General features: G+C 63.7%; 22 protein-coding genes, 3 tRNA genes and 1 other RNA gene. 14 read left to right on the top strand and 12 right to left on the bottom strand.

Going from position 1 to position 24,791, the window contains the following annotated elements:
* Nucleotides 1–76: 76 nt before the first annotated feature.
* Nucleotides 77–1,312 carry a PucR family transcriptional regulator gene (locus tag ACX80T_RS04950; protein WP_019482897.1) on the bottom strand — a complete coding sequence of 412 codons (1,236 nt, stop codon included), beginning with the start codon at nucleotides 1,310–1,312 and terminating at the stop codon, nucleotides 77–79.
* Nucleotides 1,313–1,568: 256 nt separating this feature from the next.
* On the bottom strand, nucleotides 1,569–4,307 hold the full coding sequence (aceE, locus tag ACX80T_RS04945; protein ID WP_019482896.1) for a pyruvate dehydrogenase (acetyl-transferring), homodimeric type: 2,739 nt from the start codon (nucleotides 4,305–4,307) through the stop codon (nucleotides 1,569–1,571).
* A 348-nt stretch (nucleotides 4,308–4,655) separates the two neighbouring features.
* On the opposite strand from aceE, the gene ACX80T_RS04940 reads away from it, so the two are divergent.
* From ACX80T_RS04940 to ACX80T_RS04920, 5 genes are all read left to right on the top strand, one after another.
* Nucleotides 4,656–5,075, top strand: coding sequence for a DUF3052 domain-containing protein (locus ACX80T_RS04940; RefSeq protein ID WP_019482895.1), 420 nt, complete (start codon nucleotides 4,656–4,658; stop codon nucleotides 5,073–5,075).
* Nucleotide 5,076: 1 nt separating this feature from the next.
* A complete protein-coding gene (locus ACX80T_RS04935) occupies nucleotides 5,077–5,559 on the top strand; it encodes a peroxiredoxin (protein ID WP_019482894.1) in 483 nt (160 codons plus the stop codon).
* Nucleotides 5,559–6,494 carry an NAD-dependent protein deacetylase gene (locus ACX80T_RS04930; RefSeq protein WP_024475982.1) on the top strand — a complete coding sequence of 312 codons (936 nt, stop codon included), beginning with the start codon at nucleotides 5,559–5,561 and terminating at the stop codon, nucleotides 6,492–6,494. The genes ACX80T_RS04935 and ACX80T_RS04930 overlap by 1 nt, the downstream gene beginning before the upstream one ends.
* 87 nt (nucleotides 6,495–6,581) lie before the next feature.
* Nucleotides 6,582–6,657 (top strand) — tRNA-Val (locus ACX80T_RS04925).
* A gap of 102 nt (nucleotides 6,658–6,759) precedes the next feature.
* Entirely contained in the window at nucleotides 6,760–7,098 is a 339-nt protein-coding gene (locus ACX80T_RS04920; protein ID WP_459303861.1) for a DUF732 domain-containing protein, read from the top strand.
* A 66-nt stretch (nucleotides 7,099–7,164) separates the two neighbouring features.
* Here the strand turns inward: ACX80T_RS04920 and ACX80T_RS04915 are convergent, their stop codons facing one another.
* The gene (locus tag ACX80T_RS04915; protein WP_459303859.1) at nucleotides 7,165–9,210 is read right to left on the bottom strand and encodes an acyltransferase family protein; all 2,046 of its coding nucleotides are present in this window, start codon (nucleotides 9,208–9,210) and stop codon (nucleotides 7,165–7,167) included.
* 214 nt (nucleotides 9,211–9,424) lie between these two features.
* Between ACX80T_RS04915 and gndA the strand changes: the two genes are divergently transcribed.
* A complete protein-coding gene (gene gndA / locus ACX80T_RS04910) occupies nucleotides 9,425–10,864 on the top strand; it encodes an NADP-dependent phosphogluconate dehydrogenase (protein WP_459303858.1) in 1,440 nt (479 codons plus the stop codon).
* 104 nt (nucleotides 10,865–10,968) lie between these two features.
* Here the strand turns inward: gndA and epsC are convergent, their stop codons facing one another.
* The 3 genes from epsC to msrA all read right to left on the bottom strand — a co-directional run bounded on the left by epsC (nucleotide 10,969) and on the right by msrA (nucleotide 13,140).
* A complete protein-coding gene (gene epsC / locus ACX80T_RS04905) occupies nucleotides 10,969–11,556 on the bottom strand; it encodes a serine O-acetyltransferase EpsC (protein WP_459303857.1) in 588 nt (195 codons plus the stop codon).
* Nucleotides 11,557–11,579: 23 nt separating this feature from the next.
* On the bottom strand, nucleotides 11,580–12,515 hold the full coding sequence (cysK, locus tag ACX80T_RS04900) for a cysteine synthase A (protein WP_019482888.1): 936 nt from the start codon (nucleotides 12,513–12,515) through the stop codon (nucleotides 11,580–11,582).
* Between the two features lie 100 nt (nucleotides 12,516–12,615).
* The gene (gene msrA, locus ACX80T_RS04895; RefSeq protein WP_026041086.1) at nucleotides 12,616–13,140 is read right to left on the bottom strand and encodes a peptide-methionine (S)-S-oxide reductase MsrA; all 525 of its coding nucleotides are present in this window, start codon (nucleotides 13,138–13,140) and stop codon (nucleotides 12,616–12,618) included.
* Nucleotides 13,141–13,250: 110 nt separating this feature from the next.
* On the opposite strand from msrA, the gene ACX80T_RS04890 reads away from it, so the two are divergent.
* From ACX80T_RS04890 to ACX80T_RS04880, 3 genes are all read left to right on the top strand, one after another.
* Entirely contained in the window at nucleotides 13,251–14,150 is a 900-nt protein-coding gene (locus ACX80T_RS04890) for a Nif3-like dinuclear metal center hexameric protein (RefSeq protein WP_459303856.1), read from the top strand.
* A gap of 113 nt (nucleotides 14,151–14,263) precedes the next feature.
* The gene (locus ACX80T_RS04885) at nucleotides 14,264–15,004 is read left to right on the top strand and encodes a zinc ribbon domain-containing protein (protein WP_019482885.1); all 741 of its coding nucleotides are present in this window, start codon (nucleotides 14,264–14,266) and stop codon (nucleotides 15,002–15,004) included.
* Nucleotides 15,005–15,008: 4 nt separating this feature from the next.
* Complete coding sequence (locus ACX80T_RS04880; protein ID WP_459303855.1) at nucleotides 15,009–15,989, top strand: reverse transcriptase-like protein; 981 nt, start codon at nucleotides 15,009–15,011, stop codon at nucleotides 15,987–15,989.
* Nucleotides 15,990–15,993: 4 nt separating this feature from the next.
* Here the strand turns inward: ACX80T_RS04880 and ACX80T_RS04875 are convergent, their stop codons facing one another.
* Nucleotides 15,994–16,758, bottom strand: a complete 765-nt coding sequence (locus ACX80T_RS04875) for a YaaA family protein (RefSeq protein WP_459303854.1) — start codon at nucleotides 16,756–16,758, stop codon at nucleotides 15,994–15,996.
* A gap of 108 nt (nucleotides 16,759–16,866) precedes the next feature.
* Here ACX80T_RS04875 and rnpB point away from each other — a divergent pair.
* Both rnpB and ACX80T_RS04865 read left to right on the top strand, forming a co-directional pair.
* Nucleotides 16,867–17,271: RNase P RNA component class A (rnpB, locus tag ACX80T_RS04870), an RNA gene on the top strand.
* 115 nt (nucleotides 17,272–17,386) lie between these two features.
* Nucleotides 17,387–18,670 carry an MFS transporter gene (locus tag ACX80T_RS04865; RefSeq protein ID WP_024475977.1) on the top strand — a complete coding sequence of 428 codons (1,284 nt, stop codon included), beginning with the start codon at nucleotides 17,387–17,389 and terminating at the stop codon, nucleotides 18,668–18,670.
* A gap of 89 nt (nucleotides 18,671–18,759) precedes the next feature.
* On the opposite strand, the gene def is transcribed toward ACX80T_RS04865, so the two are convergent.
* The 5 genes from def to ACX80T_RS04840 form a co-directional block, all read right to left on the bottom strand.
* Nucleotides 18,760–19,332: a peptide deformylase gene (gene def / locus ACX80T_RS04860; protein WP_019482881.1), complete on the bottom strand. Its 573-nt coding sequence runs from the start codon at nucleotides 19,330–19,332 to the stop codon at nucleotides 18,760–18,762.
* A 48-nt stretch (nucleotides 19,333–19,380) separates the two neighbouring features.
* Entirely contained in the window at nucleotides 19,381–20,538 is a 1,158-nt protein-coding gene (locus tag ACX80T_RS04855; RefSeq protein WP_459303853.1) for an acyl-CoA dehydrogenase family protein, read from the bottom strand.
* 115 nt (nucleotides 20,539–20,653) lie between these two features.
* Nucleotides 20,654–20,729, bottom strand: a tRNA-His gene (locus tag ACX80T_RS04850).
* A gap of 140 nt (nucleotides 20,730–20,869) precedes the next feature.
* Entirely contained in the window at nucleotides 20,870–21,472 is a 603-nt protein-coding gene (gene orn, locus ACX80T_RS04845) for an oligoribonuclease (RefSeq protein WP_459303852.1), read from the bottom strand.
* A 20-nt stretch (nucleotides 21,473–21,492) separates the two neighbouring features.
* Complete coding sequence (locus ACX80T_RS04840; RefSeq protein WP_459303851.1) at nucleotides 21,493–21,909, bottom strand: hypothetical protein; 417 nt, start codon at nucleotides 21,907–21,909, stop codon at nucleotides 21,493–21,495.
* Between the two features lie 370 nt (nucleotides 21,910–22,279).
* On the opposite strand from ACX80T_RS04840, the gene mptB reads away from it, so the two are divergent.
* The 3 genes from mptB (at nucleotide 22,280) to ACX80T_RS04825 (ending at nucleotide 24,535) form a co-directional block, all read left to right on the top strand.
* Nucleotides 22,280–23,809, top strand: a complete 1,530-nt coding sequence (gene mptB / locus ACX80T_RS04835) for a polyprenol phosphomannose-dependent alpha 1,6 mannosyltransferase MptB (protein WP_459303850.1) — start codon at nucleotides 22,280–22,282, stop codon at nucleotides 23,807–23,809.
* Nucleotides 23,810–23,864: 55 nt separating this feature from the next.
* The gene (locus ACX80T_RS04830; protein WP_459303849.1) at nucleotides 23,865–24,275 is read left to right on the top strand and encodes a DUF3224 domain-containing protein; all 411 of its coding nucleotides are present in this window, start codon (nucleotides 23,865–23,867) and stop codon (nucleotides 24,273–24,275) included.
* Between the two features lie 184 nt (nucleotides 24,276–24,459).
* Nucleotides 24,460–24,535 (top strand) — tRNA-Arg (locus ACX80T_RS04825).
* Nucleotides 24,536–24,791: the final 256 nt, after the last annotated feature.

Raw genomic sequence — 24,791 nt, 5'->3', positions numbered from 1 at the left:
GGAGAGGTTTATTGGGTATCCCGGTGCACGAAGCTCCGGGGGTCGCTTTGTAGGAAGTCTACAACGAGGGACCGGGTTACGGACGAGTAACAGGGCGCTCGGCCGGCCCTGGCGATGGTTGGGACAGTCTGCCCACCACGAGCGCCGTCTGCAGGACAAACGCCTCACGGGGGAGCAACGGATCCCATCCGGTGATGTCGCAGACCCGTCGTAGCCGGTAGCGAACGGTGTTCGCGTGGACGAACAACGCGCGGGAGGTTGCCTCAAGCGAATGCCCCAGATTGAGGTAGGAGGACAGGGTCTCCTCGAGGCCATTCGATGCACCCACCAGCGGACGGTAGATGTTGCGAATCAGCGCCTTTCGCGCCGTGTCGTCGCCGGAGATGACCCGTTCCGGCCACAGGTCGTCGGCAGCAACCGGGCGTGGCGCGGCAGGCCAGGCGCGCGCCGCGGTCAGTCCGGCGAAAGCCGCCTGCGCTGAGCTGCTCGCGGCCACCAGGGATTCGGATTCGGGTCCGTACACCACAGGCCCCGGCCCAAACAGATCACTCAAACGGCTGTAGGTGCTTTCGTTGTTCTCCACCCCGCCGAGGACGAGGATCAACCGGTCGCCCTGGATTCCCACCAGGGTGTCTTCGGCGATTCGATCGGTGGTGCGCCGCAACTCGTTGAGGAATAGGGCGTTGGGCTCCGGCGGGGAACTGCCTACCATGACGGTAATTCTGGCCTGGGACTGCCAGCCCACTGCGGCGATCCGTGAACGTAAGGCGTCCGAACTTTCCCCGCGGAGGATGGCGTCGACCACGAGTGCTTCGAGCCGGGTGTCCCAGGACCCACGGGTCTCAGCGGCCCGCGCGTACACGTCGGCAGCAGCAAATGCCACCTCCCGTGAATAGCGCAGAACGGCTTCGCGGAGTGCGCCCTGGTCGGCGTCAGCTGCCAGGTCAGGCACCCGGTCCTCGACCACTTGAACCACTACGCGGATCAGTTGCAGCGCCTTCTGCAGGCTGATTGAGCGGGTGAGCTCGGTTGGCGCGGTGCCAAAAACGTCGCTGAGGACCCAGGCTGGCGAAACCGGGCGCTGATACCAGTTGACGAAAGACGCGATTCCCTTTTGCGCCACCAGTCCCAGAGCAGACCGCTCATCCGGACGTAATCCCCGGTACCAGGGCAGCGACGCATCGAGTTGCTGCAGGGTGGCGGTTGACAGGGCGCCGATCTTCGACTTCAGCCGCTCCACCGTGTCCGGGTCGGCTACAGGGATCTGAGCCCTACGGGAACTGGGTGGAAAGGGGCGTTCGGACACAGGCATGGGTTGAGCATACGTCCCCTCGGCGTCAGGCTCCATTTTGTGCGGAGGCTACAAACACGCCGCCAGCGCGCCACCCACCCAACAGAAACGGCCCTGGGCCTCAGATTCGCCGGTTGCAACCGGCAAACCTGAGCCCGAGGGCCGTTTCTGAATCGAGCGAGCGACTGTGCCCGCCGACGCTGTACCTACCTAGGCCCTGTCAGCCCGCCGGCGTGTGCCTGCCGACGCCGCCGCAGTCGCTAGCCCACTGAGCGGGTTAGCTGTCCCCGCCGGTGTTGCCGGTGGTGCCGGCGTTCACATCAAGCAGCTTGTACTTGTCGATCGCCTCGGCGGGCGCTCCAGCGTCCACCTCCCCGCGGCGTGCCAGCATCTCGAGGGCTCGCACCACCACGGAGTGGCTGTCGATCTTGAAGAACCGGCGTGCCGCGGCCCGGGTGTCGGAGAAACCGAACCCGTCGGCGCCGAGCGTCGCGAACTCGTTCGGCAGGAACTGACGCACCTGGTCCGGAATAGCCTTCATGTAGTCGGTCACTGCCACGATCGGACCGGTGGCGCCTTCGAGTTGCTGGGTGATGAACGGTACCCGGGCATCTTCGGACGGATTCAGGAACGCGTCCTCTTCAGCCGCGAGGCCGTCCCGGCGCAACTCGTTCCAAGAGGTCACCGACCACACGTCAGCGGAGACACCCCAGTCGTCAGCGAGAATCTGCTGCGCTTCCAGAGCCCATGGCACCGAGACCCCGGAGGCAAGCAACTGGGCGCGCGCTCCGTCGATCTTGGCCGGCGACAGCAGATAAATGCCCTTGAGAATTCCCTCGACGTCGAGCTCTTCCGGTTCCTTGGGCTGCAGGATCGGCTCGTTGTAGACCGTGATGTAGTACATCAGGTTTCGGTCCTCTGACCCTTCGCCATACATGCGCTTCAAACCGTCCCGCACAATGTGGCCGATTTCGTAGCCGTAGGCCGGATCGTAGGTGACCACTGCCGGGTTGGTGGAGGCCAGCAGTGGGGAGTGCCCATCAGCGTGCTGTAGTCCTTCACCGGTCAGGGTGGTGCGACCCGCGGTGGCCCCGATGATGAACCCGCGGGTCATCTGGTCGGCTGCAGCCCAGTAGGAATCGCCGGTGCGCTGGAAGCCGAACATCGAGTAGAACACGTAGACGGGGATCAACGGTTCGCCGTGGGTGGCGTAGGCAGTTCCGGCGGCGGTGAACGCTGCTACCGAACCAGCCTCGTTGATACCTGCGTGCAGGATCTGCCCTTCGACCGACTCTTTGTAGGCCAGGACGAGATCCCGGTCCACCGACAGATAGTTCTGCCCATTCGGGTTGTAGATCTTGGCCGTCGGGAAGAATGAGTCCATCCCGAAGGTGCGTGCCTCATCAGGGATGATCGGCACCACCCGGTTGCCGAACTCCTTGTCCCGCATCAGGTCCTTCAACAGCCTGACGAACGCCATGGTGGTGGCAGCCATCTGCTTCCCGGAGCCCCGCTTGGCTACCTCGTAGGCCTTGTCGCCCGGAAGGGTAATCTCCGTGTGCTTGTTTCGGCGCTCGGGGACAAAGCCGCCCAGTGCCTTGCGGCGGTCCAGGAGGTACTTGATCTCGGGGGCATCCGCACCTGGGTGGTAGTACGGGGCGTTGTAGAGGTCGTCGTCGATCTGCTCGTCGGAGACGGGGATGCGAAGGTGGTCCCTGAACGCCTTCAGGTCTTCCGACGTCAGCTTCTTCATCTGGTGGGTCGCGTTGCGTCCCTCGAAGTGTGGTCCGAGACCATAACCCTTGACCGTCTTGGCCAGGATGACGGTCGGCTTCCCCTTGAACTCGGTTGCGGCTTTGTAGGCGGCGAAAACCTTGCGGTAGTCGTGGCCACCCCGCTTGAGCTTCCAGACGGCGTCGTCGCTGTAGTCAGCGACCATTTCCTTGGTTTGCGGCGTCTTTCCGAAGAAGTGCTCGCGGACAAATCCACCAGATTCTGCCTTGTATGTCTGGTAGTCGCCGTCGGGGGTGGAGTTCATGATCCCGACGAGAGATCCGTCCTCGTCCTTCTCCAGCAGTTCGTCCCACTCGCGGCCCCAGACCACCTTGATGACGTTCCAGCCGGCGCCCCTGAAGAACGCCTCAAGTTCCTGCATGATCTTGCCATTACCGCGCACCGGCCCGTCGAGGCGCTGCAGGTTGCAGTTGATGACGAAGTTGAGATTGTCCAGCCGTTCGTTGGCTGCAAGCTGCAGCAGGCCGCGCGACTCCGGTTCGTCCATTTCGCCGTCGCCGAGGAACGCCCAGACCTGCTGGTCGGAGGTGTCCTTGATGCCACGGTTGTGGAGATACCGGTTGGACTGGGCCTGGTAGATCGCGTTCATGGGGCCGATGCCCATGGACACGGTGGGGAATTCCCAGAACTCCGGCATCAGGCGCGGGTGCGGGTATGAGGAGAGGGCGTGGCCCTCTTTCGACTTCTCCTGTCGGAATCCGTCGAGGTCTTCCTCGGTCAGGCGTCCCTCAAGGAAAGCCCTGGCATACATCCCGGGGGAGGCATGGCCCTGGAAGAACACCTGATCGCCACCGCCCGGGTGGTCCTTGCCGCGGAAGAAGTGGTTAAAACCGACTTCGTAGAGCGTGGCCGCGCCCGCATAGGTGGAGATGTGGCCGCCGACCCCGATTTCGGGGCGCTGAGCGCGGTGCACCATGACGGCCGCATTCCAGCGCATCCAGGCGCGGAACTTGCGCTCGATCTCTTCGTCACCCGGGAAGTCGGGTTCCTGGTCCACCGGGATGGTGTTCACGTAGTCGGTCGTTGTCACCATCGGCACGCCGACGCTCCGCGCACCGGCACGCTGCAACAGCGAACGCATGATGAATTGGGCCCGTTCGGTGCCCTGGACCCGGATCAGCTCATCGAGGGATTCAATCCACTCGGCTGTTTCTTCCGGATCACCGTCCGTGCCGCCGGCCAAATTGCTTAGAATCTCCGGTCCACCCTGCTCTACAGCCACGCCAAACCTCTCCCACTTCGCAGATGATTTCTGCGATGCTCAAAACTGCCGCAACGGAGCTGTACTCCGAAGCCTGTCTGTAGCCACAATCCAAGATTGTCAGGATCGTGACGGATCACTTAGTTACTCTAGCCGCGACGTGCCGGGGATGCGTAGCCGGGACGGGGTGACAAGCGGCTCAGCGCGGCGAGGACCGGCTATAAGGTGTAGGTATGCAGGCAATAGACCGCTGGAAACCCGTGCTGGCTTGATGCATGGCGTTAAAGGGTGTTGGCTGGTAATAATGCATATCAACGTAACTAGTGGTCCCGTCCCCAGGATGGTCCACAGTCTTTCGGGAGGACAACAGTGAGCGAGGCCGAAGCCGCCACAGCGGATACCGTGGCGGGCAAGTTGGGTTTCAAGGACGGGGACCTGCTGCAGGAACTCGGATACGACGAGGATGTGGACTTCGATTTCCGCGCCACCCTCGAAGATGAAACCGGATCGGAATTGCTCACGGAAGACGATCAGGACGTTGTCGACGGTGTGCTCCTCTGGTGGCGCAGCGACGACGGCGACCTGGTCGACGCGCTCGTGGACTCCCTGACCTGCCTCGACGAGGGTGGCACTGTGTGGGTACTCACCCCCAAGTCCGGACGCGACGGCTACGTTGCTCCCTCCCTGATCCAGGAAGCCGCACCAACCGCTGGACTGCACGCGACGTCGTCGGCCGGTGTGTCAAAGGATTGGGCAGCCACCCGTTTGGTCAGCCGACGGAAAAGCTAGCATGACCGGGCTCCCGGCAATCGGCGAGCCAGCGCCGGACTTCGCACTGTCAAATCAGTTCGGCGAAACAATTCGTCTTGGCGACCTGCGCGGGACACCAGTCGCGCTGGTGTTCTACCCCTTCGCCTTCTCGGGTGTCTGCACCGGTGAGCTCTGCGAGTTGCGTGACAATCTGGCCATGTTCGACGACGACGGCGTCCGCCTCCTCGCGGTCTCGGTGGACTCGAAGTACACCCTGCGGGCCTACGCCGAAGAGCAGGGCTTCGGCTTCGATCTACTGGCGGACTTCTGGCCGCACGGCGCCCTCGCAATCCGATACGGGGCTTTCGATGCCACCCGTGGTTACGCCGAGCGGGCCACCTTCCTGATCGACCCGGACGGGGTCATCGCAGCGACCTTCAGAACCGAACTCGGAGCCCCTCGTCCGCTTCGGGCCTACCAGACGGCACTGACCACCCTTGCCGCACCGGTGCAACTCTCCTGATGACCGCCAACGCTCCCGATGCCAAAGCCCCTAAAGGTTTAGGGTTGACTGGTTTCGCCAGCGGCGATCCTGTGGCCACCGGCCAGGACCTCACCGCAGAGCAGGGGAGGGCGATGGGGGCGGTAGTCGAGTTGCTGAGCGGCCACCGACTGGCGGTGCTGACCGGGGCTGGACTCAGCACAGATTCGGGGATCCCCGATTATCGCGGCCCCGATTCGGTTCCCCGGAGCCCCATGACCTATCAGCAGTTCGTCGGGGACGAACTACTGCGGCGCCGCTACTGGGCCCGGAACCATGTGGGCTGGCATCATCTCCGTCACGCGGACCCCAATCCCGGACACCTGGCGTTGGCAACACTTGAGGCGCGGGGTCTGCTGTCCGGGCTGATCACCCAGAACGTTGACCGGCTCCACTCGGCCGCTGGTAGCGCCGAGGTGATCGACCTGCATGGCACCTACGACCGCGTGGTATGCCTGCAATGCCGGACGCAATACAGCCGCGCCGAGATCGCCGTCCTCCTTGAAGCACTCAACCCCGGTTATCTGGAGCGTGAGTCCGACGCCGGGGACGTGGCACCCGACGCCGACGCCGACGTCGACGACACCGGCGATTTCGTCATGGCCCCCTGCCCCAACTGCTCAGGCATGCTGAAACCAGACTTTGTGTACTTCGGAGAGAACGTGCCGAAGGACAGGGTTGCCGAGGCCTACCAGGTGGTCGATGCCGGCGATGCCCTCCTGGTGGCCGGATCGTCGCTGACGGTAATGAGTGGACTGCGTTTTGTACGACACGCATCGAAGGCAGGCAAGCCGGTGGTTATCATCAATCGGGGTAAGACCCGAGGCGACGATCTGGCCAATCTCCTGGTGGACATCGGGGTGTCGGAGGCGTTGACCTTCCTCGTCGAATCCCTGCCGGACCTAGAGCGCCGTTAGCCCGGCGGCGATTGGCATTCTATTTGGAATGCCAGTAGAGTAATTCTTCGTTGGTTGGCCGGTCCAAGGACCGCCGGCAACGTGTTCGGGTCTTTAGCTCAGCTGGTAGAGCGCCACGTTTACACCGTGGATGTCATCGGTTCGATCCCGGTAGGACCCACCACCGAAAACCCCGTCATCTCAAGCGACAGAGCTAGAGAAGGCGGGGTTTTTCCATTGCCAATCACCTACGGCCTTGACAGCGGGCGGGCAGGAGCCATCGGCTATGAACCGGAGAACAACGAACCAGGCCGCCAGCGCGGCCATGCTCTGTCTGCTGGCTGGGCTGGTGGGCTGCGGGTCAGCCGGCGGACCCGCCAGTGCTGCCACTTCCCAGGAACGGTTTCTCACCGAATTGCGCCAGGCGGCACCCGACTCAGCGTACTCAAAGGACGAACAACTCCTCGCCACCGGTCAGCAGGTCTGTGAGGAGCTGGCCGCTGGAAACGACCTCGAACAACTCGGCGCTCGCAACCCGGCGGAGAATCTCACCGACGAAACCGTCGAACGGATCCGGATCACCCAGGTTCTCGCCTCCCAGCACCTCTGCCCTGACGCCGCCTAGGGACCCGCCGCCTCGGGACTGACGCCGTTTAGGGACCCGGCGCTGCCTAGCTTCTCGCCCCGTCCGCTACTGGACCTTGTCCAACTCGTCTCCCAGCGGTCCCGCCAACGCCCGGCTGAACTCGGTGGTGATGTGGTGCTTGTCCCGGTAGACCAGCAGATCGCCAATGATTGAGGGGCAGATATCGGTGCACAGGTAGCCGTTGAGGTCGACATAGAAGGAGTTGTTCCCCTGGCTCGTGGCTCGCTTTTCCAGCGCGATGACTTCCTCATCGACGCCCTCAGCCCGGTCCAGGTCACACCTGCTGGCATCTTCGGTGTTTTGCGACAAACAGTCCAGCGGAGAAGCATCGTGACGGGGCGTATCGGCCAGCACCACGGTCCGCGATGACTCTGGCAGAGCCTCCAGGGTGGAACGCAGGCCCGCTTCCCACTGCTCGAGCAGCCCTCTTGACGTGTCGACCGGTGACACCTCGCCGAAGTTGCTGAGCAGGACCAACTCGGGGTCCACTGCGTTCACGTAGCTCAGGGCGCTCTGGCGCCACTCTTCGCACTCGGAATAGGGGGACTCTTCATGCAGGATCCCGATATCCACTGACGGACAGCTGGATTTGGTCAGATTATGCAGCCGATAGGAATTCGCGGCGGCGTAGGCCTCTACGGCGGGGAACCATTGGGCGGAATGGGAATCTCCGAACAGCACAATGTCCCGCTCTGCGGTGTTGTCCCCATAGACGCAGTCGGCCTGGACGACCGTGGCAGCAAAGTCAGCATGGCAGCCGTCCTGATAAATCCCGGGAACGCTGTTGGGCGCATCGCGGAGGGTGGGCGTCAGGTTGGCGGGCACGAACGTGGACCCGGTGGGGGAGACCTGCAACGGTTGGGCGGCGGCGTCCCGGGTGCTGGCGATGGGAGTGCTGCTCTGCACCGAGCTGAGGCCGGCGGCGACGGCAACGAACACCAACGACGCTGCTGCGGCAGTGGCGATGACCCGGCCGGAGCGGACCGGCGCACCCGCCCCTGGATGCCTGAAGCGGGTTTCGACAAACCTGTACAACAGGACGGCGAGGGGCACACTGAGCACGCCAAGGACGAGCGTCAGATAGAGCGGCAGCGGGTTCTCGTAGCCAACAGCGGCCTGCGGGATGATCAGCAGGGGCCAATGCACCAGGTAGATCGAGTAGGACCAGGCGCCGATCTTCTGCATGGGCCGAAATCCGAGCACTCTGCCCGCCCCGCCAGCCGGACTAGCGCTGCCACACACGATGACGGCCGCGGTGGACAGGACCGGAAGCAGCGCAGCCCAACCAGGAAATACGGTGCTTGAGTTCAGGACCACGAGGCTGACGGTGATGCCTGCCATGCCCACCCAGGTTCCGATGGCCGCGGTCCTGCCGTTCAGACTGATCAGCCCCGCATGAAGAGCGAATGCTGCGAGTGCACCTACCCCCAATTCCCAGGCCCGCGTCGGCAACAGGAAAAATGCTGCCGGCTGCGAGGTGGTGGTCATGATGACACACAGAACGAATGACACCGTGACAATCGCCAGGACCACCCAGAACAGGCGCTTGATGGATTTGCTGACAAGCAGGAAACCCAGCAGAAGGATCAACGGCCAGAAGAGGTAGAACTGCTCCTCTATGCCCAACGACCAGTAGTGCTGGAACGGTGACGGCGCTGTTTCGGCGAGATAGTCGGCACCCTGCGCGGCGAATACCACGTTGGGGACATAGAGTGCGGTGGCAATGGCATCCTGGAGGGCGCCCGGCCGGGTGGATGGCGGGAGGAAGAGCAAGGAGGCCAACGTCGTCAACGCGAGGACAGCGAACGACGCCGGAATGATCCGTCTGATCCGTTTGGCATAGAACTCGCCGAACGGGATCCGGCCGTGGGCCTGAAGCATCGAAATCAGCTGGCCGGTAATCAGGAAGCCGGAGATCACGAAGAAGATGTCCACCCCGACGTACCCGCCCGGAACCACCGCCAGTCCGGCATGGTAAAGGACCACGGCGCCGACCGCTATTGCGCGCAACCCCTGGATATCGGGCCGGAACGACGCCGACTGCCGGGCAGGTGGAGAAGAAATAACAAGTCCTTTCGCTGGGGATGCCATGGTTAACGTATATCAATTCAGCAACGATGATTGGATGGCGGGTTGGCTGCTGGACGTTTCCTGTCCATGGCCTGATCGTCACGATCCGACCCCGTCTGGCCACTGGGCTACCGGCAGTAATAGGGTGAAAGTACTGCTTCGTAACGTGGGGCTAGCCAGCTGTCCGCGTATCGGCCCGCCTCAGTGGGGGCACAAACCCAGTATTGGAGACTTCATGAGTGCACAGATCGGTGTCACAGGCCTCGCGGTCATGGGCGCAAACTTGGCCCGCAACCTTGCCCGTAACGGTTACACCGTTGCGCTGCATAACCGCTCGATCGAGAAGACCGACGTCCTGTTGGAGAAGCACGGCCACGAAGGCGACTTCATTCGCACCGAATCCCTGCAGGAACTCGTCGATTCTCTTGAAACGCCGCGCCGGGTGCTGATCATGGTCAAGGCTGGCGGCCCGGTGGACTCGGTAATCGGCCAGCTCGAGCCGCTGCTCGAAAAGGGCGACATCATTATCGACGCCGGTAACTCGCACTACGAGGACACTCGCCGCCGGGAAGCTGAGCTGGCGACCAAGGGCCTGCACTTTGTGGGCGTCGGTGTCTCCGGGGGCGAGGAAGGCGCGCTGCTGGGCCCATCGATCATGCCGGGCGGCTCCCGCGAGTCCTACGATTCGCTGGGACCGATGCTCGAGAAGATCTCCGCCAAGTACAACGACGAGCCATGCTGCCGCTGGATCGGCACCGACGGGGCTGGTCATTTTGTAAAAATGGTCCACAACGGCATCGAGTACGCCGATATGCAGGTCATCGGCGAGGCCTACGACCTTCTGCGGTCGGGCGCTGGCATCGAGCCAGCCGAACAAGCCAGGATCTTCACCGATTGGAACACCGGCACCCTCTCATCGTTCCTGATCGAGATCACCGCCGAGGTTCTCGCCCACACCGACGCCAAAACGGGCAAGCCCTTCGTTGACGTCGTCGTCGACTCTGCGGGCCAGAAGGGGACCGGCCGCTGGACAGTGGTTTCGGCGCTCGAACTGGGCAGCCCGACGTCGGGCATCGCCGAGTCGGTGTTCGCCCGAGGTCTGTCGTCGCAGCGTGACCAGCGTGCCCAGGCACAGGAGATCCTCGCCGGCCATGAAGGGTCCGTGGAGCTTCCCGAGACCTTCGTCGAGGACGTTCGGTTGGCTCTGTACGCCTCCAAACTGGTCAGCTACGCGCAGGGCATCGATATGCTCACCGCAGCGGCCAAGGAGTACGGCTGGGAGCTGAAGCTGGATGAGATTGCTTCGCTGTGGCGTGCCGGTTGCATCATCCGGGCCGAACTGCTGGACGACATCATGAAGGCCTACGCCACCGCTGACGGTCAACCAGCCAACCTGCTGCTTGCCCCGGCCTTCGCCGAATCCATCGCCGGAGCGCTTCCGGCCTGGCGCCGGGTCGTCTCGACCGCCGTCCAGCTCGGCATCCCGGTGCCGGTGTTCTCGGCGTCGCTGGCATACTATGACGGGCTCCGTCGTCGACGCCTGCCTGCAGCCCTCACCCAGGGCCTGCGGGACCTGTTCGGTGCCCACACCTACAACCGGGTGGACATCGACGGCACCTTCCACACCCTCTGGGGCGAAGACAAGTCGGAAATCGAAGCCGTCGACACGCATTAGAACACCACTGGTCACGGCAGCACCGGTACGTAGCGGCTGTTAACTGAGGATTGGCCCGGCAAACTTCCAAGCCAATCCGCTTTAACGGTGCGCTAGATGTTGCGCTAGATGTAGAGTGCCGGATCGATGTACTCCGCCGGGTCAACGGCCGGAAGGTTTTCCCGCGACGAATCGCGATGCCGGTAGGTCGCAGGGATGCCGGTCGCAATTGAATCGGGCGGCGTGTCCTTGACGACGACGGCGTTGGCGCCGATGGCGCTTCCGGCGCCGATAGTGATCGGTCCGAGCACCTTCGCGCCAGCGCCGATCGTGACCCGGTCACCGATGGTTGGATGCCGTTTGACCTTTTCCAGGGACCGTCCACCCAGCGTGACGCCTTGATACAGCATTACGTCCTCACCGATTTCGGCGGTTCCGCCGATCACCACACCCATGCCGTGGTCGATGAAAAACCGCCGGCCAATGGTCGCTGCGGGGTGGATTTCAATCCCCGTCGCCGCCCGGGCCAGCTGCGCCAGCAGCCGGGCCGGGAACCGTAGACCGGGTCTGGCCCACATCCGGTGCGTCAGGCGGTGCACCCAGATTGCGTGCAGGCCGGAATAGACCAGCCCATTCTCGAAGGAACCCCGGGCGGCCGGATCGTGTTCGCGGGCCGTCTGAAGATCCTCGTGCAGTCGCGCTAAAAAACTCACAGACTACTTTCTGTTGAGGGGTGTTAGCCCCTGATGTCGTCAAACAGGACAGTTGAGATGTAACGCTCACCGAAGTCGCAGACCACAGCCACAATGAGCTTACCTGCGTTCTCCGGCCGCTTGGCGAGCTCCAGGGCCGCCCAGACGATGGCGCCGGAAGAGATGCCACCGAGGATACCTTCCTGGGTTCCGAGGGCGCGTGCAACCCGTACCGAGTCCTCGACGGAGGCGTCGATAACCTCGTCGTAGGCGTTCCGGTCAAGAATTTCGGGGATGAAGTTGGCGCCAAGGCCCTGGATCTTGTGGGGGCCTGGGGCTCCACCATTCAGGATCGGCGAATCGGCTGGTTCCACCGCGACGATCTGAACGCCAGGCTTGCGTTCCTTGAGGACCTGCCCGACGCCGGTGATGGTTCCGCCGGTGCCAACACCCGCCACAAAGATGTCAACGGCACCGTCGGTGTCTTCCCAGACTTCCTCCGCAGTGGTGGCGCGGTGGATGGCCGGGTTGGCTTCGTTGGCGAACTGCTGGGCCCAGATAGCGTTCTCGGTGGTCGCCACAATGTCCTTGGCCTTGTCCACGGCGCCACGCATGCCCTCGGACCCGGGGGTCAACACAATCTCGGCGCCATAGGCACGCAACATCACCCGGCGTTCGGTGGACATCGTCTCGGGCATGGTGAGCAGCACCCGGTAGCCGCGTGCAGCGCCCACCATGGCAAGGGAGATGCCGGTGTTACCGGAGGTGCCTTCAACGATGGTTCCGCCCGGCTTGAGCGCTCCTGCCTTCTCGGCGGCGTCAATGATGGCCACCCCGATCCGGTCCTTGACGCTGTTTGCGGGGTTGTAGAACTCGAGCTTGACGGCGACCTGGGCGTCGAGGCCTTTGGTCAGACGGTTCAGGCGCACCAGCGGGGTGCGACCTACCAGCTGGGTGACGTCGTCGTAAATTTTTGCCATGGGTACCTACCTAGGTTGGAAGTCGGGACTTGTCCGCCGGATGCTCCGGTGCACGCTGGGATTCAGCCTAGCGGCGCGGGTGTGCTGGCGGGCGGGTGCGTTACTCGATCAGCCATTGGGCGTAATACTTCCGCGCCTTGGCCAGCTTGGGGTTGATGATCACCTGGCAGTACCCCTGCTCGGGGTGCTTGGCATAGAAATTGTTGTGCCATTCCTCGGCCAGGTGGAAGCGGGGGAGCCGGCTGACCTCGGTGACGATCGGCGTGGACCAGCTCTCCTGGTTCCGCTCAATGGAACGTTCGAACAGTTCCTTCTGCTCGGTGTCCTGGTAGAACATTGACGACCGGTACTGGGTACCGACGTCGTATCCCTGGCGGTTGAGGGTGGTCGGATCGTGCGACACGAAATACATGTCAAGGATCACCTCCGGCGGGATGATGGATTCGTCGAAGGTCACCGCCACTACTTCGGCGTGACCGGTGGTGCCGGTGCAGACCGCGTCGTAGTCAGGGTCCGGGGTGTGACCGCCGGTATAGCCGGAGATGACGTCGGTGACGCCGCGGGTTTTTTGGTAAAGGGCGTCGAGGCACCAGAAGCAGCCTCCGCCAAGTACGAATGTCATCATGCCTATAACAATGCGTTGCCTATCCAGAAGATTCCCGAGGCGCACGATCAGTGACAACGGGGACCCCCAAAATTGGGCCTGAGCAGCAATTGCGGGGTACAACTAGTGCTATGGAAGCTGATCATCAGACCGCTGAGCAACCCTCCGAGCAGCCCACCGAAGGCGCTACGACGCCCAGTGTGGGCGATGCCATGTTAGCCATTGAGGAACTGTGGCCCGAGGCCCTGGCCGAGAGCTGGGACGCGGTCGGCCTGGTGGTCGGGAGGCCGGAGCGCAGCGCGGCGAAAATCCTGTTCGCCGTCGATCCCACCCACGCCGTGATCAGCGAGGCCCTTGACTGGGGTGCTGACCTGGTTATCGTCCATCACCCCCTGATGATGAAGCCCGTGAATTCGGTGGCGGCCAGCCACTTCAAGGGCGATGCAGTGCACCGTCTGATTGAGGGCGGGTGCGCCCTCGCCACAGTCCACACCAACGGCGATAGCGCCGTTGGCGGCGTATCGGATGTGCTGGCAGACGCGTTCGGGCTGGAGGACGTCGAACCCCTCTCCAAATCCGCTGATGGGCTCCCCGAGGAGGGCATCGGGCGTGTTGGTAATCTCGCCGAGGCGACCACCCTGGGTGATTTCGCCGGCGTGGTGTTCTCCATCCTGCCGGCGGTAGCGGGAGGAGTACGCGTTGCCGGTGACCGCGACGCAGTGGTACGCCGGGTTGCTGTGTGTGGCGGAGCAGGCGACAGCCTCTTCGAGAAGGTACGGGAAAGCCGCGCCGACGTCTACGTGACCGCTGACCTGCGCCACCACCCGGTGTCGGAAGCGCGTGAAGCGGCCGGGGATGGCAGGCCATACCTGATCGATGTGTCACACTTCGGCAGCGAATGGCTCTGGCTGACGCCCGCTGCCGCAGCCCTGGAGAATGTGCTGGCCGATCAGGGATTCACCGCCGAGATCAGGGTCAGCACCGTCAACTCAGACCCCTGGGATTTTGTCCTGACGCCCGGCACCGACTAGCCGGAAACCAGGCAGTCGGCCCACGAAGGTTCACGGCTCCTCGACGGTGACCGGACCGCGCTCTGTGCAATAGGGTGGATGGACGCCCCATCAGCAACTGCGGAGGTTTTACTGTGGCAAAAGCACCACCGGCAGAGCAGCTTCGGCTGTTGGAACTACAGGCGCTCGACTCGCGGCTGAACCAGCTGCAACGTCAGGCGGCCACAGCGCGGGCTAATCCGGCCATTGCTGAGCTTTCCTCACAGCTTGAAGGGACCGACGGCGACCTGGTGCGCGCCGAAACGGCACTCCTCGATCTTGAGCGTGAACTGACCCGCTCCGAGGATGACGTGCAGTCGGTCGTCAACCGGCTCGAGCGCGACCAGAAGCGACTGGACAGCGGCACGGGCAGTCCCAAGGACCTGATAGCCCTGCAGAGCGAAGTCGCGTCCCTGACCAAACGACGCTCAGATCTTGAAGACGTCGAACTGGACATCATGGAACGGGTCGAATCGGCCCGCGGAGCCAAACAGTCGGCGCAACAGTTGAAGGACGACGCCCGGGAGCGTCTCGCCGCCATCGAATCCACCCGCGACGCCGAACTGGCCACCATTGCAGCCGAGGCGGACTCGGTCAAAGCCGAGCGCGCCGAATTGGCAGCGACCTTCGAGGCTGGTCTTCTCGCCTTGTACGAAAAGACCCTCGCCCGACGCGGTGTGGGTGCTGCGCGCCTGTTCCACGGCACCTCTGAAGGCTCGGGAATGCAGCTGAGCCCCGGCGACCTCGCCGACCTCCGCAAAGCTGCCGAGGACGACCTCGTGTTTTGCCCGGACTCGGGCGCCATTCTGGTGCGATCCGACGAGTGGGGCAACTGAGCCGGTGCCCGCTGAACAAACCCTTTTTGACCACGCCGACGAAACCCCCACCACGGCAACTCCGCGGTTCCTGATTGTGGAAGCCGACGGCGGATCCAGGGGCAACCCCGGCCACGCCGGCTACGGCGCCCTGGTGCGCGACCCGGAATCCGGTGCCATCCTGGTGGAGAAGGCCGCCTACATCGGCAAGGCGTCCAACAACGTCGCCGAGTACTCAGGCCTCGTTGCCGGTCTGGAACTGGCCAACGAGCTCGATCCCACCTGCCGGATCCTCGTCAAGATGGACTCCAAGCTCGTGGTTGAGCAGATGGAGGGCCGCTGGAAAATCAAGCACGCAGACATGCAGGCTTTGGCCCGAAAGGCCCGGGCGGTGCTGGATCCCCGGCGGGTGAAGTACCAGTGGATTCCGCGGGAGATCAACAAGGACGCCGATCGTCTGTCCAACGAGGCGATGGACGCGGGCATGGCCGGCACCCCCTGGGTGCCGCGCAGCCTCTCTCCAGCCAGCGCCCGACCGGCAGCAGAGACAGCTGAGGCAGCTGAGTCTGAGCCTGAGCCGGTCAGGGCGCCGTCCGGACGGCTGCACCATGTTGAGCTGTGGGTCAATGATCTGCAGGCGGCCACAGCTTCCCTCGGCTGGCTGCTGCTGCAACTTGGTTTCACAGCCAGGGAAACCTGGGCGGACGGCGCCAGCTACGTCGGCGCCGACGGGCTGTACCTGGTGATTGAAGCAGGCCCCGATGTCACCGGCGAGCTTCACGAACGACGTCGGCCCGGGTTGAATCATCTGGCATTCAGGGCAGGAAGCCCGGCTGAGGTGGATTTACTGGCACGCCGCGCCACAAGCCATGGCTGGACGCCGATGTTCGCCGACGCGTACCCGCACGCCGGCGGCCCGCAAAGTTACGCGGCTTACCTGGAGAACGCGGCCGGTTTTGAAGTGGAGCTGGTCGCCGACTGGGACGGACCAGCTCAATCCACCTGAGCGACTAGCCCTGCAGGATGATGCTGAGCTGGGCTGGTTTGCGTGAGGTGGCCGGGGTGAGTTCGGCTTGCCACTGCTCGCGGGCAGCCTTCAGCAGCTGATCCGGTGTGGTGGGGCGGCTGGACCGCCGGGTAATCAAATGCCGGGCCAGCAGTCCGCGGGTGTGCTTGGCTGAGTGGGACACCACTGAACGCTTGCCGTCCCGCTCCAGCAGCACGTTCACCGCGACTGTCCGCTCGGGGACACCAGCCCAGGCCGCCCCATAGGTGCTGGAGCGGCAGTCAACGATGAGCGAATCGCCGGACCGGTGATCCAGGGGACCGGCAAGGCGTTGCTTCCAGAAGGAGGCGAGCGTACCGGTGCCGGGAAGTGACACCGACATGGACAACCGGTAGGCAGGGATCGCATCGGCGAAGCCAAGGGCCCCCCAGAGCGCAGAGACCACCACCACCGATTCCTGGGCCTTCCGGCGTTGCACCGGAGTGAGGGTGCTGTAACCCAGCGCGTCGTACAGGACCCCCGAGTAGACCTGGTAGGCCGGTGCCGCGGGCTGATCCAGCAGGGTGATGTTGCGGAGCACCTCGGCGCCCAGCGACGGGCCGACACCAAGGATACGGTGAGCGTCCGGGCCGGTGCTGGCGATAGCCAGGGAGCCCAGCACCGTTTGGCGGGCGGCCGTGAGCTCAGGGAACTGAAGACCTCCGAGATCCACGGCAGGGCCCTTCACCGCTGGGGATTTACCTTCGGACGGGGGCAGCAAAATCAGCACCGCACTACTTTACCCAGGTTCACCGCCCCCATAATGCCGGGTACCGAGGACCACCAGTCGTTGGACGGTTAAGGACAGGGCCGCCAGCCGCGTAGAATCGGGTGCGGATGGGTTGACTAGGCGGCCGCGTTGCACCGACTCAAGCGCCTGGCGCGAGGGATCGGTGTACCGAGGAACGTCCGGGCTCCGCAGAGCGGGGTGGTGGGTAACGCCCACTCGGGGTAACCCGCAGGAAAGTGCCACAGAAAACAGACCGCTGCAGCCCGCAGCAATGCGCTGTAGTAAGGGTGAAAAGGTGGTGTAAGAGACCACCAGCGTGCCGGGTGACCGGCGCGGCTCGGTAAACCCCACCCGGAGCAAGGCCAGACAGGGCGCGTTTGAAGGCTGCTCGCCTGAGTGTCCGGGTAGGCCGCTGGAGGGCGTCGGCAACGGCGTTCGTAGATGGATGGCCGCCACTTCACCACCGGCGACGGTGGTGAAGGACAGAACCCGGCGTATCGGTCAACCCATCCCCAAAAAACCGGTAATTATCTCTGCGCCAGGGCCGCTGGTCAAGACCTCGGAACGAAGTTCAAATAGAATTCCCGATCTGGCCAGTGAAGCGATTCCGCTCGGTTACGCTATCCCAATGACCGACACCCTGGTGCCCCAAAAGTCGTTGCTGGTACGCAACCGCAACTTTCGGGCACTGTGGCTTTCCAGCACCGTCGGGGTGCTGGGAACGGCGGTCACCTCCATCGCCTTCCCCGTTATTGCCGTCATCGAACTGCAGGCCAGCGACTTCGCTGTGGCCGCGCTGGCAGGAATGACTTTCCTCCCATGGCTGCTGCTGGGGTTGCCGGTGGGAGTCTGGGTGGACCGGTGGCCACGGAAGCCGGTGATTATTTGGTCCCTGATCGCGCGCATTCTCGTGCTGGCGACCCTGCCGGTGGCGTTCTGGTTCGGCATCATGTCTATCGCCCAACTGTTCATTGTCTCCTTCCTTGTCGGCCTGTCGGCAGTCTTCTTCACCCTGGCTGACCAGGCGTTGATACCCCAGGCGGTGTCGAAGGATGAGCTGGTCGAAGGCAACGGTTTGATGACGGCGTCGTCGGCGTCCGCGGACGCGGCCGGTCGCGGCCTGGCCGGCTGGTTGACCGTGGCGTTCGGCGCCTCCAATTCCTTGCTGGTGCAGATCGCGACGTCGGTCGCCTCCCTGTTCGCCATTTCGTCCCTGAAGCTCAAGGAGGCGCAGCCGCACCAGGGGGAGCGGCGGATCTTTCGGGAGATGAAGGACGGGCTGCGTTACACGTTCAGCACCGGTCCGCTGCGGGCGATCCTGTTCAACGCGGCGCTCTGGAATCTGGGCGGAAGTATGGTCGCATCGCTTTTGGTGCTTTTGGTGCTTCGGACCCTCAACGAGTCCGAGATCTGGCTGGGCGTGCTCCTGGCCGCAGCGTCCGTCGGGGGAGCGTTGGGCGGTATTACCGTCAAGGGCGCCACCGACCGGTTTGGGTCCGGCCCGGTCTGGCGCTATTCGATGGTGCCCGGCGTGCTGGGCTACGCCTCGCTGCTGGTCATGACCCCGGGCTACGGAATGCTCTGGGGCGTGCTGGGCCTGTTCCTGATGGGCGTGTGCGTCGCCTGGAACATCGTGGTCGGGGCAGCCTTCAGACAGCGGGTCTGCCCGCCCACCATGATGGGCAGGCTCGGGGCCGCTTCCCGGATGGTCAGCTGGGGGATGCTGGGGATCGCCAGTATCCTCGGCGGCATCCTGGCAGAGCTGGTCGGAATCTGGACCGCTATCCTGATCGGCGTCATCCTGACGGCCGGAGCCCCCCTCGTGGCGATCTTTGGGCCGCTCCGGCACGTCGAGCGGCTTGAGGATCTCGAACCCGGGCAGGAGCCGGGTGCCGCCGCCAAAGAGGTCTAGCAGCCACGGCCCACCGGACCGACCGGACCACCGGACAGACCAGACCTACGGACCGGACCGGCCGACCGGACCGACGGGCGCGCCGTCGGCTAGTGGCCGAAGGGGTCCGGGTCAACACCTGGCATCCAGGTCAGACCGGGAGCGCCCCAGGCATTCTTCTTGATGGCCTTGCGGGCGGCGCGTGAATAGGGTTCGACGAGCCGGTCAACGTACAGCTTGCCTTCCAGATGGTCATACTCGTGCTGCATGCAACGTGCAAACCAGCCGGTGGCCACAAATTCAACCCGCTCACCGAAGCCGTCAAAACCCGTCACCTTGACCCATTCGGCGCGTTTCAGCGGAAAGGATTCACCAGGAACGGACAGGCACCCCTCGGATTCTTCGTCGGGGTCCGGGTCGGCCCCCGAAATCTTGGTGGTCACCAGCGTCGGATTCACCAACACGCCGCGGGGCGCGACGTCGTCGTCGTTCACCATCCCGTACACGAATATCCGCTGGCCCACGCCGATCTGCGGTGCGGCGAGGCCAACGCCGTTGGCTTCGTCCATGGTCTCGAACATGTCGGCTATGAGGGTGCGCAGCTGCTCATCGAACTCGGTGACGACGGCGGCGCGGCGGTGCAGCACAGGCTCACCGGTGATGGTGACTGGGTGAACGGTCATTGTCGCTTTCCTGGAGGGGAGAAAATCGGAAGGGGCTAACGAGCTCGGTTATCGGCCGGCGATGTGGCGGCCGACGACGTCGCGCATGATCTCGCTGGTGCCGCCGAAGATGGTGAGCAGCCGGGTGGCGAGGAACGCCTGCGCCACCGGATACTCGAGGATGTACCCGTACCCGCCGTGGAGCTGGAGGCAGCGGTCAGTGATGGATTTGGCCCGCTCGCTTGCCCACAGTTTCACCCGGGCAGCGCTGGCCGCGTCGAGGGTTCCGGCGTTGAACGCGAGCATCGCCTGGTCGACGTACGTTTCGGTGACCTCGACCTCGGTGAGGATATCGGCCAGCTGGAAACGGGTGTTCTGGAAGTCGATAACCCGCTCGCCAAACGCGTTGCGTTCCTTGGTGTAGGTGACGGCGGCCTCGTAGCTGGCACGGGACACAGCTGAGGCTGCAACGGCAATCGCGAGGCGCCCCTGCGGCAGCTGTTCGGTGGCGTAACGGAGCCCGTGGCCCAGTTCGCCCACCAGGTTGTCCCCGCTGACCCGAACCTCATCGAAAAAGAGCTCGGCGGTGTCGGAGGCTTTCAGGCCCATTTTGTCGAGCTGTTTGCCGGTGTTGTACCCCTCGCCTTTTTCGACCATGAACAGGGAGAAGGAGTCAGCGGAGCCCCGGCCGGTGGTGCCGTCGGTGCGGGCCAGCACGAGGGAGGCGTCACCGCTGATGCCGTTGCCGATGAAGGTTTTCTGTCCGGAGATCAGCCAGTCGTCGCCGTCGCGCACCGCCTTGGTCCTGATGCCGCGCAGGTCGCTGCCGGCACCGGGCTCGGTCCACGCAACGCTGGTGACGCGTTCGCCGCTGACCATCCCGGGGAGCCACCGGGCTTTGAGGTCGTCGGAGCCGTAGGCCAGCAGGTGGGGGAGGACCAGGTCGTCGTGCAGGTGGAAGGCGAGGGCGACGGCGAGGTGGTTCGTTTTGGCGAACTCCTCGTCCAGCACGGCGCGGAAACGATAATCGGGCATTCCCGCCCCGCCGAACTCCTCGGGCACGGCCAGACCAAGGAGCCCCTGTTCGCCAGCGGCAGTCCACAGCGTGCGTGGCATGAGGTGGTCCTGGTCCCAGCTGGCGTAGTGGGGTGCCACTTCGCGGGAGATGAATTCGGCTGCGACCTCGCGGAACAGCAGATGGTCTTCCTCAAACACGTTGCGTTCCATGCGGTCCAACCTCCACGGTGGCTCAACGCCAGCTGACGCCGGCCTGGGTCCTACAGGTAAGGCCGCCCCCGAAGATCTTCAGGGACGGCCTTCCAAGGCTAACTTTCAACCTTCTTGGGGTGAGTAACGGGGCTTGAACCCGCGACCTCCTGGACCACAACCAGGCGCTCTGCCAACTGAGCTATACCCACCATGTGCCTTCGGCCAAAATGACATCCCACCGGATGTTTCCGGTCGTGTTGTCACCTACAAAAGGCAGCGCAGACAAGTCTACACAATTTTTGCGGTCCCTCTGCAACCGGCTGCCCGGAAGGGGTTCCGGGCGCCCGAACTAGTCAGCCATCGACCCGGCAATCGCCTTGCTGGACGCCGAATCGGGGCCCGGGCTCGGCACGAAAATCGACTCCCGGTAGTAACGCAGCTCACGGATGGAGTCCTGGATATCCCCCAGGGCCCGGTGTCCCCCACTCTTGGTAGGGGACTGGAAATACGCCCGGGTGAACCACCGGCGAGCGAGTTCCTTGATGGTCGATACATCGATGATCCGGTAGTGCAGGTGCTCGATCACGGCCGGCATGTCGCGGGCCAGGAACGACCGGTCGGTACCCACCGAGTTCCCTCCCAGCTGGGCCTTGCGGGGTTCGGGGACCCATTTGGTGATGTAGGCCAGTACCTCAGCCTCAGCCTCGGCCATGCTGATGCCCTCGGGAAGTTCGGTGAGCAGCCCTGACGTCGTGTGCATGTCCCGCACAAAATCGCCCATCTGCGCGAGCGCGGCGTCGTCGGGCTTGATGACGACGTCGACACCCTCTCCCAGAATGTTCAGCTCGGAATCAGTCACGAGTACTGCAACTTCGATGAGTGCGTCCGAAACGAGGTCGAGCCCCGTCATTTCGCAGTCAATCCAGACAATGTGTTCATTAGATATCGGCACACCCCAAATGTACCGCGTGATCAGGCGCGGGAGTGGCTCCACTGGCGGCCGTCGGAGCGTTGCTCAACTGATCCGGCGAACACTCCCGCACCGCGGTTGCGCCGATAGGCCTGAACCGGCAGGGGGCCGGTGTCCGGCGGACCGAACTCCTGAACCCAACGGCTCGCCGCGGTGTCGCTCCCCGCTTCCGAGGCTGGCTGCTCACGAGCTGGCTGCTCACGAGCGGGCTGGGCCAGGGCCGGACGGGTGGGCTGCGGACCCGGCTGGGTACCGTGACCCCTGGCGGGCTCCGGCGTCGCGCCCGGTGTTGTGGTGCCAACGGGTGCAGTGGCTGCTGTTGGCGCAGGCCGGCACGAGGCCGAGTGGGCTCCAGCGGGGTGTTGGGTGAGGGCTCCGTTGTTGAGGATCCAGACCACACCGAAAGCTGCCGCAGGCATCGCGCCCAGGATAAACCCGGGTCCGGGGTCGAGGTCCAGGACCCACATGGAGGCGAAACATGCCACCGAGATAAACACACCCCACGCAAGAAGTTCGTCAGCGGGTTTCTGCCGTTTGACAGGTTCCGCACTGTGGCGCCCCAAAACCATCAACCACCAAATCGTCAAGGAATATTGGTCAAGCCAAGTGTAAGCACTGTTTCGCCGGATCCGGACGCAGCAACCGGGTGCGGCGATACCGGCTACGGGCCAGCTGTCAATGCTAAAATCTAGCCAGTCTGCCCGGCCACGGCACCTCGGTTTAGATGCAGTAATTCAGCAGAACAGCCGTTCGAGATTTAGTGTTCGACCGAAGATTGGATAACCACAGATGACTGCCCAGGTGCCAGCCGACGCCTCGCAGCCCCGGACGGACTCAGCCTTGGCGGGCCGCCCGAATGTCGCGGTTATCCAGGGGTTCGTGGGATCACTGATGATGATGATCGGATCGTATGGTGTCGGCTGGCTGTCGCTGGCGTCGGTCGAGTTGCGCAGGGTCCCCGTCATCATGTGGATGCGGTTTGAACCGGCCGGCGCTGTGGTGTCCGTCCTGATCCTCGCCTTGGGTGGCATGCTTCTGGTCCGCTCCTGGCTGCGGCTTGGTCAACGCCTGCATGGGTGGGGGCCCGAGTCCCGGCCGGTGATCCTCCGCGCCGTGATTGCCTGGGGTGCGCCCATGTGCCTGGCCCTCCCGCTGTTCAGCAGGGATGTGTTCGCCTACATCGCGCAGGGCCAGGTGGTGTTGTCAGGGTTGAATCCCTATGTCGACGGCTACTCCCAGATCTCGAACTACCTGCAGATCGGTGCCGACGATATGTGGGCGCAAAGCCCCACCCCCTACGGGCCCGTATTCCTGTGGATTGAAGCCCTGGTGGTTGGCATCACCGGCGGGCAACCCGACTTCTCGATACTGCTCTTCCGGCTCATCGCCATTGTGGGAGTGGCACTGTGCGTGTATTACGTGCCCAAACTCGCCGAACTGCACGGCGTCAACCCCAACCGGGCGCTGTGGTTGACCGCGGCGAACCCCCTCTTCTTGATCAATTTCATTGCCAGCATCCACAATGATGCGCTGATGATCGGTCTTGCCCTCTGGGGGCTCTACCTGGCGGCGACCCAGAAACCGCTGCGCGCCATCGTGATCGTCACCCTGTCCATCGCCATCAAGCCCATCACGCTGATCTTTCTTCCTTTCATGGGGCTGATGTGGGCAGGTAAAGGTGCCAGCTGGCCGCGGAAGTTCCTCTACTGGGGTCTCACCGCTGGCATCTCATTTGCCATCCTCTGGGCGATGGGAATGATCAACGGGTTCGGGTTTGGCTGGGTGGGCGCACTGAGCACCCCGGGCAGCGTCTGGATCTGGTACGCACCCATTGGATTCCTGGGCATGGTCGTCATGATCCTCGCGGACGCACTGGGCTTTGACGGTCAATCCTTCACTGATGTGGTCTACCTGCTGGGGCGGATCACCTCGCTGGCCATCATCGGGTGGCTCATGTTCACCGGTGAACACAGCCGGTTGGTACGCCGGCTCGCCCTCGCCTTCGCGGCGATCGTGTTTCTCGCGCCGATGATCCAGTCCTGGTACGTCGTGTGGCTGATCCCCTTGTTCGCCGTGACCGGTATCCGCAACGACTGGCAGGTCAAGACCCTTTACTTCATGGTGTCCTTCTTCATGATCTACGCCATCTCGGATCAGCTGGACATTTTCCCGTACTTCGAGCTCAGCCTGACGGTGGCACGGCAGGTCGCTGCGGTGGTGGCTCTGGGCTTCGCGTGCTACCTGGTTTTCCTCGATCCGAAGACCAAGATCCTGTTCCGGAAACGCTATGAAAGCCCGGCGGCAGGCGAGCTGCACTGATCACCGGGGTCCTCCCAAACATGCTTTCTCGGGCTGAACCGGCGATACTGGGTCAATGACCGAATCGACAGAACACATCATCAGCGGCGATTTCGAGATATCTGACTGGAGTCCCGAGCGCTATTCAGTTCCCGGGTCGTCGAGTGAATTGTCCCGGGTCAGCGCCACCAAAGTCTTCACCGGCGACCTGGCTGGGACCAGTTTCGCCGAGTTATTGATGGCGGGGAACGACTTCGGCGCCGGCTACGTCGCGTCGGAGGTCTTCACCGGATCGGTCGGCGGCAGGGTGGGCACCATGATCGTCCAGCACTGGGGGATTGCCGAGGGTAGCGCTGCAGCCAGTTCAGGCCACATCATCCCGGGATCCGGTACCGAAGGCCTCACGGGAATCTCCGGCAAGGCGGTCTATTCACAGGACATCGCAGGCCAGCACCACCTCGAACTCAAGGTGACCTTCGGGGCGTAGCGAACCACCACCCGTTCCGGTGACCAACCCGGACCGCGGTGACCAACACGGACCCCGGCGAGCAACCCGGCCATCCGTGGACGGAAATGCCCTGCATGTCAGCCACGCATGTCCAGATGCTGACGTAGAACCGGGCCGCCCATCGTCACGACGATGCTGGGCGGCGTAGTAACCTAGAAAAGTCGCCCCCGTAGCTCAGTGGATAGAGCAACGGCCTTCTAATCCGTTGGTCGCGCGTTCGAATCGCGCCGGGGGCACCACAGCATTACCGGGCCGACCAGCAGGCAAGACGCTGGCCCCGGAACAGGACGGCCTGCAGGCAAGACCCCAGCCCCGGAACAGAGGCGGCCCGCGGAGTTGCGGCCGACCGCAACCGGTCCAGCGTGTTGATGACTTTCCCTCCACCTGCGACCCTTCCCTCAGCCTGTCCACATAGGGCTGCCACAGCCCCCGCCCGCACCCCGGTACCGGTGAAATAGTGTCTGCTGGCACACCCGCCAGCGCACACCTTTGCTG

Source organism: Arthrobacter sp. Sr33 (genome assembly GCF_054511195.1).
This window is presented reverse-complemented; position numbering and strand designations above follow the sequence as displayed.